We start from the raw sequence: 17423 nt of genomic DNA, 5'->3' as shown, positions 1-17423 counted from the left end.
CTCTTGCACACCTTTGCGTGGTGTCTGTTATTTCCAAATAGGATTCTTAGCATCGGAATAGTTTGAGCTCGCAGAGTTCTGGTTGTTTTCGCCCCGAGTTGGGGCGTTTTTAGGTTGTAGAAGATGAACAAGCGTTTCTTCCCTAGGATTGATTTGCCATTGCTGATGGCGATCATTCCGATCATGCTATTGAGTTCGCTCACTCTCTGGAGTGCCAGTGGATTTAATGAAGCTATGCTATTTAAGCACCTCGCTCGATGCGGTTTGACGCTGGTGTGTATTTTGGTCATGTCGTCGATTCCAGCGTCCAGCTATCAACGTGCAGCGCCTTATTTGTATCTGGTTGCGGTTTCGCTCTTGGCGGCAGTTGCCCTATTTGGCGATAGCACCAATGGCTCGCAGCGTTGGCTCGATATCGGCTTCTTCCGCTTCCAGCCTTCGGAACTTATCAAGCTTTCAATCCCCATTATGATCGCGTGGATGCTGCATCTAGAAGGTGGCCGACCAGACATTCGCAAAATTGCTTTCTGTTTGCTGATCACCTTTGTGCCTGCGGGCTTGATTGCCTTACAACCAGACTTGGACGGTGCTATCTTCACGGTGATCTACGCGTTGTTTGTGCTGTTCTTTGCTGGCATGAGCTGGAAGATAATTGGCGGCTTTTTGGTGAGTATTCTAACGCTGGCACCAATACTTTGGTTCTTTGTGATGGAAGCGTATCAAAAAAGCCGTGTAACGCAGTTCTTGCACCCTGAATCGGATCCATTGGGTTCGGGCTACCAAATCATCCAATCATTGATTGCGATTGGTTCTGGCGGCATGAAAGGTAAAGGCTGGATGAATGCCACTCAAGGTACACTAGGCTTTATCCCTGAAAGCCATACTGACTTCATCTTCTCGACCTACGCAGAAGAATGGGGCTTTATTGGTTGTGTGGTGTTGTTAGCGCTGTATTTGTTCATTACGGCACGTGTGATGCTGCTGGCGTGCCAATCTGAGCATTTCTTCAGTCGCTTAGTGAGTGGCGCATTGGCAATGAGCTTCTTCCTTTATGCCTTCATCAACACAGGTATGGTCAGTGGTTTATTGCCAGTAATGGGGAGTCCACTGCCATTCTTTAGCTATGGTGGTACGGCGATGCTGACTCAAGGCATCTGTTTTGGCGTGATCATGTCGCTGTGTTATTCCAAGTACCGAAACACCTAAACGCTAGTCACAATAGAAAAGACAAACAACACGATCAAAAAAGGCTTCCCTCGGGGAAGCCTTTTTTACAACTGGAGAACCGAATTACAGTTCGCCGTTGTGGTATACCTGTTGAACGTCGTCACAGTCATCTAGAAGGTCTAGGAACTTCTGGAACTTCTCTGCATCTTCACCCGCTACTGGCGTGTGAGTTTGCGGAACGAATGTGATTTCTTCAACGTCGATCACGAGATCTGGGAATGCTGCGTTAAGTGCAGTTTTCGTTTTGAAGAACTCTGTATGAGGAGCAAATACAGTGATCACGCCGTCTTCTAGTTCAACGTCAGTAACATCAACGTCGTCCATCATTAGCGTTTCAAGAATGACTTCATCATCTTCGCCTTTGAACTGGAATACTGCTTGGTGATCGAACATGTGAGAAACTGAACCTTCAACACCGATCTTCGCGCCTGTTTTAACGAAACATTGGCGAACGTCTTGGAAAGTACGGTTACCGTTGTCTGTTAGACAGTCAACAATCACACTTGTGCCGCCAGGGCCAAAACCTTCGTAACGTGCTGGTGCGTAATCTTCACCGCCACCGCCGTTCGCTTTATCGATCGCTTTATCGATAACGTGTGCAGGTACTTGGTCTCTTTTCGCTTTACTGATCAGGTGCTTCAGAGACAAGTTCATGTCTGGATCACCGCCACCGTTTTTAGCGCACATGTAAATTTCTTTACCGTATTTGGAATAAACTTTAATTTTTGCGCCTGCAGTTTTCGCCATAGAGGCTTTGCGCACTTCAAAACTTCTTCCCATCGGGATGTCTCTCTAAATTCAAATTTAATGCGAAGGATTTTAGCAAAAAGCGAAACTTTTTCCATTTCGCCCTGCAAAGGAATGGGGAGGTCACCTCTTCCGCCGCGATAATTTCATTTACCGCCACGATTCGCTTTACGCGACACCCATTACTCGTTTGTACTTATCGACTGCCTGTTGAAAAAACACTTTTTCGCCAGCGTCGTTAATCTTAGACAATTGTTCTTCTATCGCCTCAGGACCAGATTTGGCCTCTTTGAGTTTCCAAACTAAAAACGACGCTTGTTTATCAAGTTCGATTTTATTTTTCTCGTCAGGCGGCAACAAGGATAGATTGAACGACATTCACAGCCTCAAGGTACTTTAAATACTAGCCGCGCACTATAACATACAGAATTACCATTTAAGAATAGAAACGCGCTTATCTTGATCAATTTCAAGTTGCTTCTTTAGGTTTATCCCGAGTTTGCAGCTCTTGTGGTAAGTGCTGCTCAAAAATTTGCTGCAACCGCTCCTTCGTCACAGGCTTAGAGACAAATTCATTCATTCCGACATCAAAACAACGTTTTTGGTCTTCTTTTATAACATTCGCACTCAAAGCAATGATTGGTACTTGTTTGCCCCATTCGCTCATCTGTCTAATATTTTCTGTGGCAATAAAGCCATCCATGACGGGCATCTGACAGTCCATGAGAATGAGATCAAAATGGTTTGCTTCGCATAGTTCTAACGCTTCTTCACCGTGCTCAGCCACACTGACTTGCATACCCAATTTTTCCAACATGATACGTACAACTTTCTGATTCACAGCCGTATCTTCGACCACTAGTATCCAAGGTTTACTTTCATCTCTTGGGGAGGAAGGCACGCTCTGCGTTTTACTTTCTCCGTTCGGAAAATCGAGAATATTGGGAATGTTGGGCGTGCTCGGAGAGATAGGCTTATCACTGACGACAATCAAAGGGATGGTGAACTCAAAACAACTACCAAGTCCGGGCTCACTCGTGAGACGAATTTGCCCTCCCATCACTTCAACTAACTTCGCACAAATGGCTAATCCTAATCCAGTGCCGCCATATTTACGTGTGGTGCTGCCATCTGCTTGCTGAAACTTCTCAAACACCGCTTGCTGGTTTTCTTTGGCGATACCGATCCCAGAGTCCACAACTCGAAAGTGCACTTGTGCGAGCTTATCTTCTTTGCTCACAAGGGAAACCATTAGTTTCACGTGGCCTCGTTCTGTAAATTTCACGGCGTTGCTGAGTAAGTTACTCAAGACTTGCTTCAGTCGGCCAACATCCCCTTCCACCTCAGACGGCAGTTGCGGATCAATATCGCACACTAACTGTAAATGTTTTTGCTGTGCTTTTACTGTGTGCAAGCTGCCTACTTCATTAAGCAACTGCAGCAGATTGTAGGTCGCCGCTTCGAGTTCGATCTTACCCGCTTCAATCTTGGAGAAATCAAGAATATCATCGATGATCACCATTAGTGAGCCGGATGAACTGTTGATGATGTCGACATATTCGTGCTGCTGATCATCTAACTTAGTATCACCGAGTAATGATGCAACTCCAATGATACCGTTCATCGGCGTACGTATTTCGTGACTCATTGTGGCAAGGAATTCACTCTTCTTGCGATTGGCCACTTCGGCTTTTTCACGTGCGTCTTCAATTTCACTTTGGTGTTCACGAACTCGTTCAACGCTTCGATTATATTTGTGTTCTAGTAACCCTACTTCATCAAAGAACCAACGCTGAGGCAGTTGCAATTTGCTTGGCACATGCCCGCCACTGAAATCGCTCACCGCTCCAGAGAGTAATTCCAATGGTTTCACCATCAAACGAAAGGTAACCCAAAGCACCCCAAGAATGAGCAAGAAGATCTTGATCGCCTCGGCGATCACAAGGAAAAAGAAAGTTTGCCATAATCCTTGGTAGATCGGACTCAGATCCGATTGCACCGTAACCTCTGCAAGATCATAAGTTTTGACGCCCATGTCATACTGTAATGGCCACTGGCGCTTGATACTGTCGGATCCTAATGGCGATCCTAATTCCACGATCACTTCATCCGGCGTAGCAATGAGTAAATAGTCTACCGAAGGTAAACGCATCGCCCCTTCAGCCTGTGTCAATAATAGCTCTCGATCTTCCACCCATAAGCTGGCGGAAAAACCAGACAAGTAGCTGGTTTCAACCTGCTTCAACTCCATATCTAAACGAGCAAGGTCATCATTGAAATCACGATACAAACTCAAAGAAGAGATAATCACGGTAAAGATAAAACTCAACGCAAAAATCGCCAACATAAGCTGGTTGCCGATGCTAAACCGACGTTGAGTTCGCTCTTTTTTTTCCATATGAAATCACTCCCTTAATCTTGCGCTACTATAAATATAGTCTGGTCACGACAATAATCGAGGTTAGGATGAAAGGACTCTTACGGACATTGGGCTTTAGTTTCATAGCCCTAAGCACGCACAGTATGGCAAGTGAAGTGAACTACTACGTGATTTCTGAACAAGCCAGACCATTTCAAATAGAACAACAGGGTGAACAGCATTCCGGAATTGTGACGGATATCGTCAGTGAAATTTTTGCCGAGTCCAATTATGAAGTGAAATACCATACTTATCCGTTTAAACGCATGATCTCCGTTTTGGAAGCGGGCGGAGAAGAGAATTGGGTGACATACGGCAGCCCAAATTGGGGCAAGGTACAATCAGAAAATTTGTCAGAGCAACCTATTTACACTGTAAAACATGTATTGGTTTCCAGCAGTAAAGCACCATTTAAATTCAGCGATATGGAGCACATGCAAGGCCGCTCAATCGTACTTCTACTCGGCTTTGATTACCCAAACCTCAGCCCGTTTTTTGATAACGGCACCGTGAATGAAATGCGCGTCAAAGATTACGATGCAGCGTATCGAGTTCTGCAAAGAACCCCTGGCGATACCGCATTTGTTGAAATGGAATCGCGGGTGGTATACAACATCAAACGTTTAGAGCTTCCGATGAGCGATTTCCAGATCCAATCTTTTAGTAATGTGATCCCTGATTACTCTATCTATCTAGCCTTCTCTCCGAACATGAAGCCGGAAGTACAGAGCTTCATCAATAAGCGCCTAGCAGAGCTCAAAAGTTCGGGGCAAATCGACAACATCATCAAAAAATACATCTAACCGCTCATATCTAACCAACAATGAAAAACCGCCAGCTTATCGAAGCTGGCGGTTTCATTTTTATCTCTTCTCTATGATTAATCTTGTTCGACAAATTTGGGATCGAACATGTGGCCGAGCTTATTGGCTTTGGTTTGTAAGTAGTGTTGGTTGTTTGGGTTATTGCCTTCTTGGAGTGGCACCCGCTCAACCACTTTGATATCTACCTTTTTCAACGCTGCAAGCTTACGTGGGTTGTTGGTCATCAAACGTACTTCATCGATTCCAAGATGCTCCAGCATCCCTTTGCAAAACGCGTAGTCACGCATATCTGCGGCAAAGCCAAGACGTTCATTGGCTTCGACCGTGTCTGCGCCTTCGTCTTGCAAGTGATACGCACGAATCTTGTTGATTAAGCCAATACCCCTACCCTCTTGGCGCAGATAAAGCAGCACACCGCAGCCTTCTTCGACAATGTTTTGCAATGCACGGTTAAGCTGGAAACCACAATCACAGCGAGTACTAAACAAGGCATCACCGGTTAAACATTCTGAATGCAGACGAATCAGCGGCGCTTTACTGTTTGCAGGGTCACCATACACCAAAGCCAGATGCTCTTTTCCCGTCGCGTTCTCGATAAAACCATGCATGATAAACGTGCCCCATTGGGTTGGTAGCTTGGCTTTATCGACAAAGCGCACCAAGTTATAAGGCTCGACGTGTTTCAGCTCAGCACGTACATTCATCAAAATCTCCCCTAAATGGTTTTGACCAGAGCCATCTCCCCCATCTCCCCAAAAACCATCTTTGTGTGAGTGCTCTGTTAGACAGGCATTACCCGTTTTCATCAGTTGCTTGGCTAATTGGGGGTTTTGCAAAAACTTCTCACGCACAACAAACGCCATCACAGAAAGTTTGTCGTCATCCCAGTCTTCACGCACGAAGTGTTGATATTGACGACTGAGAGCGAAAGCTTCATCAGGCGTCTTCGCTGATTGGATTTTACTTTGCAGTTTGAGGTCGTTGAACTTTTGGGCTTGGTAGTAGTGTTCGCTGGTGGGCCAAGATTGAGCTGAGACTTGAATCGGGGCATGACAGAAATTAGAAAGAAAGCCGTGAGATTCATCGGGCTCATAGAAAAGGATCTGATCAACCATAATCGTACTCCTGACGTTGCTGTTTTAATAGTCAACAAAAAGCATATTGCTATTGATATAATCTTTAGTAACGCTGAAGGAGAAAGTCAAACAATTGGTTGTAAAACAAAAAATGAAAAGGGCAGTCTTATGACTACCCCATGATTGGTATTACCGTAGTGCGAGAATTAGTGAATCAAGCCAAGTTCCCTTGCTTCTTCGATGCTCAAACCGCTTTCACGGATTTCACGAAGTGCTTCAATGCGTCGTCTTGCTTCTGCTGACTTCACGATTTTCTCAGGTCTCACAACGGATTCTTCTTCTGGGAGTTCCCATTTGTGAGCGATGTTGCTCATCTCTTCATGGTCGATAGAATTAATGGACATATTTCCTCCGAACACACCATGTTTTCGATGGGTAATCTATAGCAAACCCCCAATGCAGAGGTAAGAAAAACAGTGGGGAAATGTGACCCCTCCCGACCTTTCATCAACTCGTTAATAGATTCATCATTTAGTTTTTGCAAACCACGGTTTTAGCGATTAAATTTGAAGAATTCCCCCTACGAAAAGTGAGCTGATCCAGCTCTCATTTTTCCCGTGATTCTTCACACTTCTATAACGGAAAAAATTCTTTTTATTACACTCAACTTTCGAGTCACTTCACTTATTAGACGGTTCTGTCTTTCGTAAAACTCACACACCTGATAATGATAATAATTATCTTTTGTATTGGTAAGGTGTTTTTATGAGTGACATAAACCTGATTCAGGCATACCACTCTGATCCGGTCATCCAGATCAGAGACTTATGTGTGGACTACATCACCGATCACGGCGACTTTAACGCAGTGAAATCGGTAAGCTTCGATATTGGCAAAGGCGAGATATTTGGCCTCGCTGGAGAGTCTGGCTGTGGTAAAAGTACCATTGCTTTCTCTATCAACCGTTTACACAAGCCGCCAGCGTTTATCTCAGGAGGCCAAATTCTATTTGAAGGCAAAGATATTCTGAGTCTATCCGACAGTGAGTTAAACACACTGCGTTGGAGCGAGATTGCGATGGTGTTCCAAAGTGCCATGAACTCCCTCAATCCAGTATTAACCATTCAGGAGCAATTTGCCGACGTACTGCGCCATCACAAAGGTATGACCAATGAACAAGCCAAGGACCGCGCAGAAAAGTTGCTCGACTTGGTCAACATTCCCCGCGATCGACTTGGCGAGTACCCACACCAGTTCTCCGGGGGCATGCGCCAACGTTTGGTGATTGCCATCGCCCTTTCTCTCAACCCAAAGATGATCATCATGGATGAGCCAACCACAGCGCTTGATGTCGTGGTACAGCGTGAAATCTTACAGCAAATCTATCAACTGCGTGATGAGTTCGGTTTCTCTGTGCTGTTTATCACTCACGATTTGGCACTCATGAGCCAGTTGTGCGATCGCATAGCCATCATGCGTCACGGTAAGATTGTCGAAGTAAACAGTTCATACGAAATTCGCAATAACCCTCAGCATTCTTACACTCAAAAACTATGGGCTTCATTCCCGAATATCCACGACGTGCATAAAGAGTCAGCCACTGAAGGAGCGTTATCATGAGCGAACCAATCATCCAAATGAAAAACGTGATCAAAGAATTTAAAGTCGGTGGTGGTTTCGCGAAAGAAGAAACCTTCCGTGCGCTTCAAGGCGTGAGCTTTGACCTTTATGCAGGCAAAACTCTCGCGCTGGTTGGCGAATCAGGTTGCGGTAAAAGCACCTGTGCGCGATTAATTACCAAGGTGTATCCGGCCAGCGATGGTGAAATCCTTTTTAATGGAAAAAACATCAACGATATTACCGCTCGCGCAGAAATTCAGGACTATCGCAGCAAGGTACAAATGGTGTTCCAGGACCCATTTGGCTCTTTGAACCCAACCCACACGATTCGTCATCACCTGACTCGCCCACTTAAGATTCATAAGCAAGTTAAAAACGATAAAGAGATCCCGGGCAAACTACTCGAACTCTTGGATCTAGTGGAGCTACCAGAAGAAACATTAAATAAGTTCCCACATGAACTGAGTGGTGGACAACGTCAGCGCGTTAACTTGGCTCGCGCATTTGCAGTAGGCTCCCAAATCATTCTTGCCGATGAACCAACATCAATGTTGGACGTTTCAATTCGTCTGGGCGTGTTAAACCTGATGCAGCGAATGAAACAAGACTTGGGCATCGGTTTCTTGTACATCACCCACGATCTGGCAACCGCTCATTACATCGCCGAAGAAACCGCCGTGATGTATAAGGGCCAGATTGTTGAGTGGGGTGACACGCAAGCGATCTTGAAAAATCCGCAGCATCCATACACTAAGTTATTGATCTCTGCGGTACCAGATCCTGATCTGCCATTTGGCAATCTCGTGGAAAGTGAACCAAACTATTCAGTAAATGCAGATGAGATCCGAAACCGCAGCAGTATTGTGGTAGAAGACTTTGATCAAATTGGACCAAACCACTTTGTAAAACAATGGACTAAGGCAGCTTAATGGACTTGAATACTTGGCAAGATCTTATTTCGGATTGGTACGAAAACCGGAAGCATGATCAAGTTGAAAGATTGGAAGCGATCCTGTATCAGGCACCGGAATCAGTGTTTGGTCCTGAATTGACTGACGAGCAGAGCAAAGCGATCGCTTGTTGGCTCGATGGCTGCTTAAGAGTATTTCAATATGCCAGGTATCAAAACCATCAAAAAGCCTATCAGACCTTGCAATACACGAGTGCCAAGCTCGAACAAGCTGCATGTCAACCAATGACAGACATTCTGATTAAAGATTGGAGCTTAAAACGCTTACAACATTTAACGGTATTAGCGTTGGAATTTTGCAATCAGCAACAAGATCAAAGCGAATGGCAACAACAAGCGAATTGCTTGATAGAGTCGCATGTAGCGTTGATGCGATCGTTGAATTGGAATGAATCAAGGAAGCATGATCAAGGCTTACGTCATTAATTCGGAAGAATGATCAAGGTGTTGATGACTATAAATTAGGTTTTGAGCGGAATTTTAGATAAAAAAAAGCGAGTTTCTTGAGGAGAAACTCGCGAAGTCTATTCAGAATGAATGTAACAATATGAGCCAATCTATTAATCATCAGAAAGGACAAAAGGTTGTCTATTCGGGATAAATCTTAGTCCGCCATCCGATCATCAATGTCAGTGATTTGTAAGAGTTAAGTCTGATTTCCATCAGTGCAATTCATTGTTACATTCTGAATCAATTGGTCATGCTTATTACTTAAAAATCATCGACCCAACACATGTTAAATGGCCATTTCATCAAGTGCTCTGAATACCATCTCGTCCATGTGCCCATCAAAAATCTGACGACATACCTTCCGACGAACGGCCAAGCCCGCAATCAAACGTTCAATGGTCAAATGCTTTATATCATTTTGGCTGTTGAACAGCTCCACCGTCTTACTCAGTGTCTCGTATGGCAGAGGAGCATCCCCTACTCTCAAGAAATCAAGCTTCTCAATGAAGTCAGAACACTCTTCTTTGATTGAGGCATACGAATGCCCTGTCATAGCTGACAAAGCCGTTACACTGCGTTCTAGAGCCTCTGGAGAGGTATATTTGGATAGAGTAATGGTGATCTCGTCAGCATTGATCTCAACCAAGTGCTTTTTCTGCTTAACTCGGCGGCCTAAATTGCCACGAGGGGACGGTGCTTTACGCTGAATAGGCTCGAATTCGCCGTCTATGATGCCTGAGAGCTCGTCTAGCTGCTGCCTTGTCACCATCTCATTGCGAAGTGGATTTGGCAGTGTAGGCGCCATATTGCGCTTACCAGCGTTGGTTGTACGTGCTCGTGAGTAACGTAAGACCTCTTCGACATCACATTTGATGTCGATTTGGTAATCCATCACCTTACCGTTCTCGATCATCGTTTCGATCGTTAGGTGATAGCCCCAAAGATTGACAACAAAAAGATCTTCCGTCCCCTTGCCGTCTGACAAACGCTTCAACTCGCGGATCAAATCCATTGAGAATCGGCGCCATTCGATATTACGTGCCAATTTCTGGTTTAACTCGCTCAACAGCATGCAATCAGTATGCTTGCGTACTAGGCGACTACGGAAGAATGAGTACATCTGGAATACCAGCGTATGCTGCTTCAGAATTTCTGGCGGGAATAGGAAGAAGTAATCACGAGTGAGCAATTCTTCGTAGAACGAAGGCTCCCAAACCAAGATGTAAAGATTAGGTTTGATTCGAATCTCACCATCCAGACCTTCTGTCGGCGCTTCTTCCGAGGCAGTAATGGTTCGAGCGATAAACCGGAAACGATCACTCTTAAACCCTTCAGGCATGTTCTCACTCAGCCAACGGCCAGTCAGTTCATGCAACTGGAAATCGGTAAATTCAATACGATCAATACTGTCACGAATAGAATCTCGAGCAGGCCCACTGTCTTTTTTGCCACGCAAAGACAGAATATCGGTAATGTACAACGGCGTCTTGTTAGGGACATGCGCTGCATCCATGTGGTACTGATCTTTGTGATGATCATGGTATTGAACTGTAAGCGTAAACAACGCAAACAAGGTCATCAGATCATCAACGGTCATGATGTTTTTAGAAGATCGCGTTTCAATCACGGCTTTGGTGCCAGAGATCGATACCATCGATTTCTGATAACTCTTACGAGTACGAGGTGGTGCGAGGGCTTGGTCAATGATCCCTGCCCAATTGGTCGGTGATACGATGAATTGATCCGCTTCATCTTTCATCATTGGAGGTGTGTTAAGACCGTGCTCATTGAGCAAGCGTTTGTTCACTTGTGTTTGTGCTAACGCTTTGGAACGCTTTTGCTTCTCGCTTTGACGAACCTTTTCTGTCACCAGGCTGGTGGCTCCCAATGCCGAAATTAATTGGTTCGGGTTTACGAACTTATGCAGCATGGTTTTACCAGCAAGGCCTTCTTCAAAACGGACTGGTGTTTGCGTAAATAAACCAATATTCACCGCTGCTCGTAAACGTTGCTGTAATGCAGCACGCGTAAGTTGACCGTCGGTAGCACCAACAATTTCTGTTGTTGAAACTAATCCATCTTTGCTGCTGAATCCACGCAGTGAAATAAGATTAAGCAGTTCTAAGATGCTTTTGGTTACCCCTTTGAAATGTTGGTATTGTTCTACCCAATCTGCAGAAGATTCGTGTACCTCAAAAAGGTGCCCATCCTTATGGCTTCTTGGCGCTTTAATCAGAATTTTTTCATCAGCCGTCATTTTAGATCCAGATCACATTAGCCGTAGTTTCGCTATGGTTCCGAAGAATAAAGAAAAACAGATCATAAATAAAGAAAAAATCTTTGTTTTTTAAATAACTGATCTTTTTGATTAATCTGATCTTAATTGATTATATGATCTAATGATCTGGACATTTTTAGCGTCGTAAGTGGCTGTTTAACTTAGATATTTTCAATCGCCATTTCGGAACTATGATCATGTAACTATCGAAAGTATGATCATCGAAAGTCAGAAAGCATGATCACAACTCTCCGTAAGCATGATCATTAAGTTTATGAAAAGATGATCAAAATAGGGCTGAAACGATGATCATGATGTTTATACAACTTATCCACAGAAGCTAGGGCTTCACTTGGAAAACTCATCGTGTGTTATTGCTTACTTGTCTTCATATTAACGTCGGATCGATGATCAAGAGAGAAGATTTTCATCGTTCTGCTCTCAATATCGCGCGGAAATTATTCAATTGATGAAAACTCCACCATTTTGGTTGAATCTCGCTACTTAACAGGGCTTAAGATGAAATCAACGGAAGCATGATCATGATTGTCTTGTCTACATTTTACATGATGCTTTAATTCATCGTTCCGGCTTTTACGCTCTGGTTTTCTCTCTATCCCCCAGTCTATCTACATTCTTCCGTAAATTAGAGGGAAAAATACATGCTTCCGTGTTAAAAACGTTCTTGATCATTTTTCCGATAAATTGATCTGATTGAAAAATTAACCCGATATGTAAATAGAAGCATGGTTTCCTTGATCATGCTTTCAGTTTTGATGCTTACCTCGGAAGAATGATCATGTACAGTCCTTGATCATTCTTCCAATAGAAACCTCATTCCCTACAAAAATAGCACTGGACGCATGATCAAGGGTTAGTTGGGAAGAACTCTTTTGACTTAAAGCCACATAAACACTCCAATACCTGATTGATCTCACAGTGCCCGTAATTTAGGGCTGTTTTATAATCGTTCCGAGATAAATGCTAGATTTACATTGTAAATACGTGACGATGTAACATTTTTAATTTCATCGAGTTTGAATCTCTTTATTGGCAAGTATTTGATTAAATTTTGTGATGTTTTCATGGGAGAATCATAAAAGTGGCGTTTGTGAGTGTTTTTTTATGTGATGGTTATTCAAAATGTTTGTTCACCTTTTTGTTGTTTTAGAATGCTAGTGCTGTACAATTAAAATCAGATATCCTTCCAACGGAATTTGGCATGAAAAGAGAAAAAACGATTGAAAATCTCCAGGAGTTAGCGGAACTGACGCAGCAGGTTCAAGCTGACCGTATTGAGATTGTTTTGGAAGAGCGAAGTGACAATTACTTCCCACCAATGTCTAAAGCGATGATGGAAACCCGCTCTGGTTTAACTCGTCGTAAGCTGGATGAAGCTATTGGTAAAATGGAGGCAGACGGCCATCAATTTACTAAGAATAATGCTAACCATTATTCAATCACTTTAGATGAAGCGCACATGCTAATGGACGCGGCAGAAGTGCCAAAATTCCATGAGCGTAAAAAGAATTCAGAAAATAAACCGTGGATTATCAACGTACAGAACCAAAAGGGTGGTACGGGTAAATCAATGACTGCGGTTCATTTGGCTGCATGCCTAGCACTAAACTTAGATAATCGTTACCGCATTTGTTTGATTGACCTTGACCCTCAAGGTTCATTACGTTTGTTCTTAAATCCACAAATCAGTGTGGCAGAACATGACAACATTTACTCTGCGGTTGATATCATGCTTGGTAACGTGCCAGATGGTGTGGAAATCGATCGAGAATTCCTACATAAGAACGTACTGCTACCGACGCAATACCCGAACTTGAAGTCGATTTCTGCTTTCCCAGAAGACGCAATGTTCAACGCAGAAGCATGGCAAACACTCTCTGAAGACCCATCGCTAGACATCGTTCGTCTGTTGAAAGAGCAGTTGATTGACAAGATTGCGAATGACTTCGACGTGATTATGATTGATACTGGTCCACACGTTGACCCGCTAGTATGGAACGCAATGTACGCATCAAATGCGCTATTGATTCCTTGTGCAGCGAAGCGTCTTGACTGGGCTTCAACAGTAAACTTCTTCCAACACCTTCCAACGGTTTATGAGATGTTCCCAGAAGATTGGAACGGTCTTGAGTTTGTTCGTCTGATGCCAACCATGTTCGAAGACGACAACAAGAAGCAAGTTTCTGTTCTAACTGAAATGAACTATCTTCTAGGTGACCAAGTTATGATGGCCACTATTCCTCGTAGTCGTGCATTCGAAACGTGTGCTGACACCTACAGCACAGTGTTTGATTTGACCGTAGGCGACTTCGAAGGTGGTAAGAAAACGCTCGCTACTGCACAAGATGCGGTACATAAGAGTGCACTAGAACTAGAGCGCGTACTGCACTCTAACTGGCCGTCATTGAATCAGGGGTAATGAATAAATGGCATTGAAAACGTCTGAATTAAACGCGAAATTATTTGGTAAAACCAATAAGCGTCGTGTTGCGACACCTCAAGAAGCGCAAACGGCGGCAAAAGACAAAGCACAAACTATCGAACTTGCTGTAGCAGGCGAGAACACCGTTCAGTTTGAATTGGTGCGCATTCCTGCGGATAAAGTGGCGACTGACACTAGCGTATTTGCAGAGAACGCTCGTGAGCAATCTTTCCTAAACGAACACGCTTTATCGGATGTGTTGGTGACGTTGAAAGAACGTGGTCAACAGTATCCAGCGGTTGGTCGTCGCACTGAAGATGGCAAGATTGAAGTATTAGACGGTAGCCGCCGTCGTATGTCTTGTATCTTAGCAGGGCAGGATTTCTTAGTTTACGTTGGTGACGGCATCAACACAGACCACGCGAAATTCCTCTCTGATGTTGCAAACGCGCACAAGCCACTGTCTCTATACGAAAAAGGTAAAGAGATGCAGGCGAAGCTTGAAAGTGGCGAAGCTGAAGACCAAAAAGCACTAGCAAAAATGTTCCAGTGCAGTGAAGCCTTGGTGAGTGGTGCATTAAAAGCTGCGGCACTTCCGCTTGAACTTCTGCAAGCTTATCCGAATGTTGGTGATTTAGGTCGTCCAACAATTGTTAAGCTGCATAAGCAGTTCTCGACATTGAACGGTGAACAACAACAAAACTTGTTGGATAAGTGTCGCACGTCGGAAGGTTATTTGTGGCAGCGCAGTACCGCTCAAGGTGTGGCTCGTCTTACTAAAGAAGTCACAGAAAGCATCGAAAGCTGGATTGCAGAATTAGCGCCAGCGAAGCCGGCTAAGAAAGCTGAAAAAGTCGATCTAGTTAAAGGTCGCGCAAGCTACAGCCGTAAAGGTAACAACCTTGCTCTTAACTTGAAGAAAGTTGACGACAGCTTGATGGAAGAAATTCTGGCTTTCGTTGAGAGCAAAATGAAGTAAAACTCTTCTTGTTTGAAACCGCCTTCGGGCGGTTTTTTTATGTCTGCAATTTGACGAAGTCTCCATGAATCCAGATGTGATAACATGGCGTCAGTTCAATGCTTGGATACACGTAATGCTCGCACAATCTGAATTCCTTTCTCAGCTCCAGTTCCAAACTTACAAAGCCTTTCAACGCAATGGCGTGGTGATTTATGGTGATGCCGATTGGCAAAATGCCTTGATTGCCGAATTTCATCAGAAGCAACAAAATCAAACTTGGTTCTGCGTAGGTGAGTGGCAACTAGAAAACACCCACTGCGTAAATGCAAAACAAGGCAATATGTTGCTCGGCCGTGAGTGTGACGTTCTGCTGTTTGACGCGAGAAAAGAACTTGATGCCAACAGTTTTACTTCGGCTCTTGGTGCGCTCGTTGGCGGTGGACTATTGATTGTGGTTGCCAATAAAAACCAAGACGCGGATGAACCCGAACTGTGGATGCAAATGCAATGGCAACAACTCACCGTGATTGAGGAGAATTTGCCATTACCGCCATTGCCAGATTTCATCCAAGCGGAAAAAGCGCATCAGTATAGTGAGCAAACTGAAGCGGTTTCTTTTATCGAAAAAGTGGTGACAGGGCATCGTAAACGTCCTTTAGTATTAACCGCCGATCGTGGTCGAGGAAAAACCAGTGCGTTAGGCATTGCATGCGCGCAGCTTCTATCGCAAAAGTCATTACGAATTCTCGTCACTGCGCCAAGCATCAAAGCGGTTGAACCTGTTTATCTGCATGCGCTGAGAATGCTATCAACCGCGCAACGAGTTAAGAAAGACCGATTGGAAGTTGGGAAGGGTTATATTCAGTTTATAGCACCGGATGAATTACTCTCTACTTTACCTGAGTGTGATTTGTTGTTGGTTGATGAAGCTGCTGCGATTCCGGTTCCTATGCTTAAGCAGATTACTGAGCAATATCATCGTCTCGTGTTCTCAACCACCATTCATGGTTATGAAGGTTGTGGCCGTGGCTTCACGCTTAAGTTTGTCGATTGGCTACAAAAGCAAAGACCTGGAATGAAGCTTTGTCATCTTCAACAACCTATTCGATGGGCAGTAAATGACAACTTGGAATCTTGGTTGTACCAAGCATTTTTACTGGATGCAGAACTCACTCCGAGTCAACCTGCCGAGCTTGGCGATATTTCATTAATCAACCTCCGTAAGTCAGCGTTGATTTCTAATCCTTCCGTATTGAAAACGTGCTTCGCGTTACTCGTGAATGCGCATTATCAAACGTCGCCAAATGATTTGTTGCATCTTCTGCAAGATGAACATTGCCAGATCTACGTAGCCCAGAATAACAATGAAGTCGTTGGGGTGATGTTAACGGTGGAGGAGGGCAACCTCGAATCGAACCTCGTTAAAGATATTCAGCTTGGGAAACGTCGTCCGAAAGGGCACCTGACGCCAGTGACTATTATCAATCAACTTGGTTACGCTGATGTGGGTGCGCTTTCTACTTTGCGAGTCATGCGAATTGCGGTTCATCCAGATTTGCAAGGGCAGGGTATTGGCCAACAAATGTTAAAGCAGTTGGAACAAACTACGCCGCCTCATATCTCTTATTTGTCCACCAGCTTTGGTGCAACAGAAGAACTGATTACGTTTTGGAACCAATCTGGTTTTGAATCCATTCGTCTTGGAAGTATGCGAGATGCGGCAAGTGGATGTTACTCATTGTTGATGGTTCGTCAGTGTGGCTCACAACAAGCTTGGATAAACGAAGCCAAATCGCTATTCGAAGAACTGTTGCCACTGAGTGCGGCGTCTACTTATCCTAAGTTAGAGCCAAGTTTGCTTCGTGCGCTATTGCCAGCCTCGGTATCTACTTGTCAGTCCCATTTAACGAAGCGCACTTTAATCGAGTGTTATGCTCAAGGTGGGAACAACTTTGAATCGGTCTCTGTTTGGATTCAGCAATGGTTACTGCAATGTGGTTTGGCTGATGTGTCTGACTTGATGATCAGTAAATTATTCTTAAACAAAGAGTGGAGTGCGTGCGCTAAGCAATATGGCTTGCCGGGACGTAAGCAAGTTGAAGCGCAGATAAGAAAAGAGCTACAAGTTTTGATTGCTAAATTTACAGTGTAAACGGAGCAAGTAATTTACACTGTAAAAGTGGTTAACGGGAGGAGAGGGTTTACACTGTAAATCCTCTCCTTTTTTGTTTGCCACCTTAACCACGGTTTTCGGTTGGGATGTAAAGCCAATCTCGATTTACACTGTAAACACAAGTTGTGTGCAATGAGCTATCTGTGACATGAGCTAAATAATAAATTGTTAATAAAGTTAGATTGTTCATTAAGGAGGCTTTCCCATATATTCAAATAAAGATCGTGATGCTTTG

14 protein-coding genes are annotated in these 17423 nt (G+C 44.1%); 8 read left to right on the top strand and 6 right to left on the bottom strand.

What is annotated here, in order from left to right; all coding sequences use genetic code 11:
• Positions 1 to 123 precede the first annotated feature (123 nt).
• Complete coding sequence (gene rodA, locus OQJ86_RS20725) at positions 124 to 1206, top strand: rod shape-determining protein RodA (protein ID WP_038869887.1); 1083 nt, start codon at positions 124 to 126, stop codon at positions 1204 to 1206.
• 84 nt (positions 1207 to 1290) lie between these two features.
• Here the strand turns inward: rodA and OQJ86_RS20720 are convergent, their stop codons facing one another.
• The 3 genes from OQJ86_RS20720 to OQJ86_RS20710 all read right to left on the bottom strand — a co-directional run bounded on the left by OQJ86_RS20720 (position 1291) and on the right by OQJ86_RS20710 (position 4372).
• Positions 1291 to 2007, bottom strand: coding sequence for a YebC/PmpR family DNA-binding transcriptional regulator (locus OQJ86_RS20720; protein ID WP_038869888.1), 717 nt, complete (start codon positions 2005 to 2007; stop codon positions 1291 to 1293).
• Between the two features lie 135 nt (positions 2008 to 2142).
• Positions 2143 to 2352 (bottom strand): DUF3283 family protein, encoded by a 210-nt coding sequence (locus tag OQJ86_RS20715; protein WP_038869889.1) that lies wholly within the window; start codon positions 2350 to 2352, stop codon positions 2143 to 2145.
• Positions 2353 to 2443: 91 nt separating this feature from the next.
• Positions 2444 to 4372 carry an ATP-binding protein gene (locus tag OQJ86_RS20710; protein ID WP_265989895.1) on the bottom strand — a complete coding sequence of 643 codons (1929 nt, stop codon included), beginning with the start codon at positions 4370 to 4372 and terminating at the stop codon, positions 2444 to 2446.
• Between the two features lie 68 nt (positions 4373 to 4440).
• Between OQJ86_RS20710 and OQJ86_RS20705 the strand changes: the two genes are divergently transcribed.
• Positions 4441 to 5196: a substrate-binding periplasmic protein gene (locus OQJ86_RS20705; RefSeq protein WP_038869892.1), complete on the top strand. Its 756-nt coding sequence runs from the start codon at positions 4441 to 4443 to the stop codon at positions 5194 to 5196.
• Positions 5197 to 5273: 77 nt separating this feature from the next.
• Here the strand turns inward: OQJ86_RS20705 and ribA are convergent, their stop codons facing one another.
• Both ribA and OQJ86_RS20695 read right to left on the bottom strand, forming a co-directional pair.
• Entirely contained in the window at positions 5274 to 6332 is a 1059-nt protein-coding gene (gene ribA / locus OQJ86_RS20700; protein ID WP_265989892.1) for a GTP cyclohydrolase II, read from the bottom strand.
• A 167-nt stretch (positions 6333 to 6499) separates the two neighbouring features.
• A complete protein-coding gene (locus OQJ86_RS20695; RefSeq protein ID WP_038869893.1) occupies positions 6500 to 6697 on the bottom strand; it encodes a hypothetical protein in 198 nt (65 codons plus the stop codon).
• Between the two features lie 361 nt (positions 6698 to 7058).
• On the opposite strand from OQJ86_RS20695, the gene OQJ86_RS20690 reads away from it, so the two are divergent.
• From OQJ86_RS20690 to OQJ86_RS20680, 3 genes are read left to right on the top strand one after another with little or no spacing between them, the layout of a single operon-like run.
• Entirely contained in the window at positions 7059 to 7913 is an 855-nt protein-coding gene (locus OQJ86_RS20690; protein ID WP_038869895.1) for an ABC transporter ATP-binding protein, read from the top strand.
• Positions 7910 to 8842: an ABC transporter ATP-binding protein gene (locus tag OQJ86_RS20685; RefSeq protein ID WP_265989888.1), complete on the top strand. Its 933-nt coding sequence runs from the start codon at positions 7910 to 7912 to the stop codon at positions 8840 to 8842. The genes OQJ86_RS20690 and OQJ86_RS20685 overlap by 4 nt, the downstream gene beginning before the upstream one ends.
• Entirely contained in the window at positions 8842 to 9309 is a 468-nt protein-coding gene (locus tag OQJ86_RS20680) for a hypothetical protein (RefSeq protein ID WP_042600295.1), read from the top strand. The genes OQJ86_RS20685 and OQJ86_RS20680 overlap by 1 nt, the downstream gene beginning before the upstream one ends.
• 310 nt (positions 9310 to 9619) lie before the next feature.
• Here the strand turns inward: OQJ86_RS20680 and OQJ86_RS20675 are convergent, their stop codons facing one another.
• Positions 9620 to 11590: a replication initiator protein RctB domain-containing protein gene (locus OQJ86_RS20675; protein WP_038871608.1), complete on the bottom strand. Its 1971-nt coding sequence runs from the start codon at positions 11588 to 11590 to the stop codon at positions 9620 to 9622.
• A gap of 1243 nt (positions 11591 to 12833) precedes the next feature.
• On the opposite strand from OQJ86_RS20675, the gene OQJ86_RS20670 reads away from it, so the two are divergent.
• The 3 genes from OQJ86_RS20670 to OQJ86_RS20660 all read left to right on the top strand — a co-directional run bounded on the left by OQJ86_RS20670 (position 12834) and on the right by OQJ86_RS20660 (position 17167).
• Complete coding sequence (locus OQJ86_RS20670; protein WP_038871606.1) at positions 12834 to 14051, top strand: AAA family ATPase; 1218 nt, start codon at positions 12834 to 12836, stop codon at positions 14049 to 14051.
• A 7-nt stretch (positions 14052 to 14058) separates the two neighbouring features.
• Complete coding sequence (locus tag OQJ86_RS20665) at positions 14059 to 15033, top strand: ParB/RepB/Spo0J family partition protein (protein ID WP_012130357.1); 975 nt, start codon at positions 14059 to 14061, stop codon at positions 15031 to 15033.
• Between the two features lie 115 nt (positions 15034 to 15148).
• The gene (locus OQJ86_RS20660) at positions 15149 to 17167 is read left to right on the top strand and encodes a GNAT family N-acetyltransferase (RefSeq protein ID WP_265989937.1); all 2019 of its coding nucleotides are present in this window, start codon (positions 15149 to 15151) and stop codon (positions 17165 to 17167) included.
• The last annotated feature ends 256 nt before the right edge of the window (positions 17168 to 17423 follow it).

It is taken from the genome of Vibrio sp. Sgm 5 (assembly GCF_026241575.1).
Lineage (GTDB): Bacteria > Pseudomonadota > Gammaproteobacteria > Enterobacterales > Vibrionaceae > Vibrio > Vibrio jasicida.
This window is presented reverse-complemented; position numbering and strand designations above follow the sequence as displayed.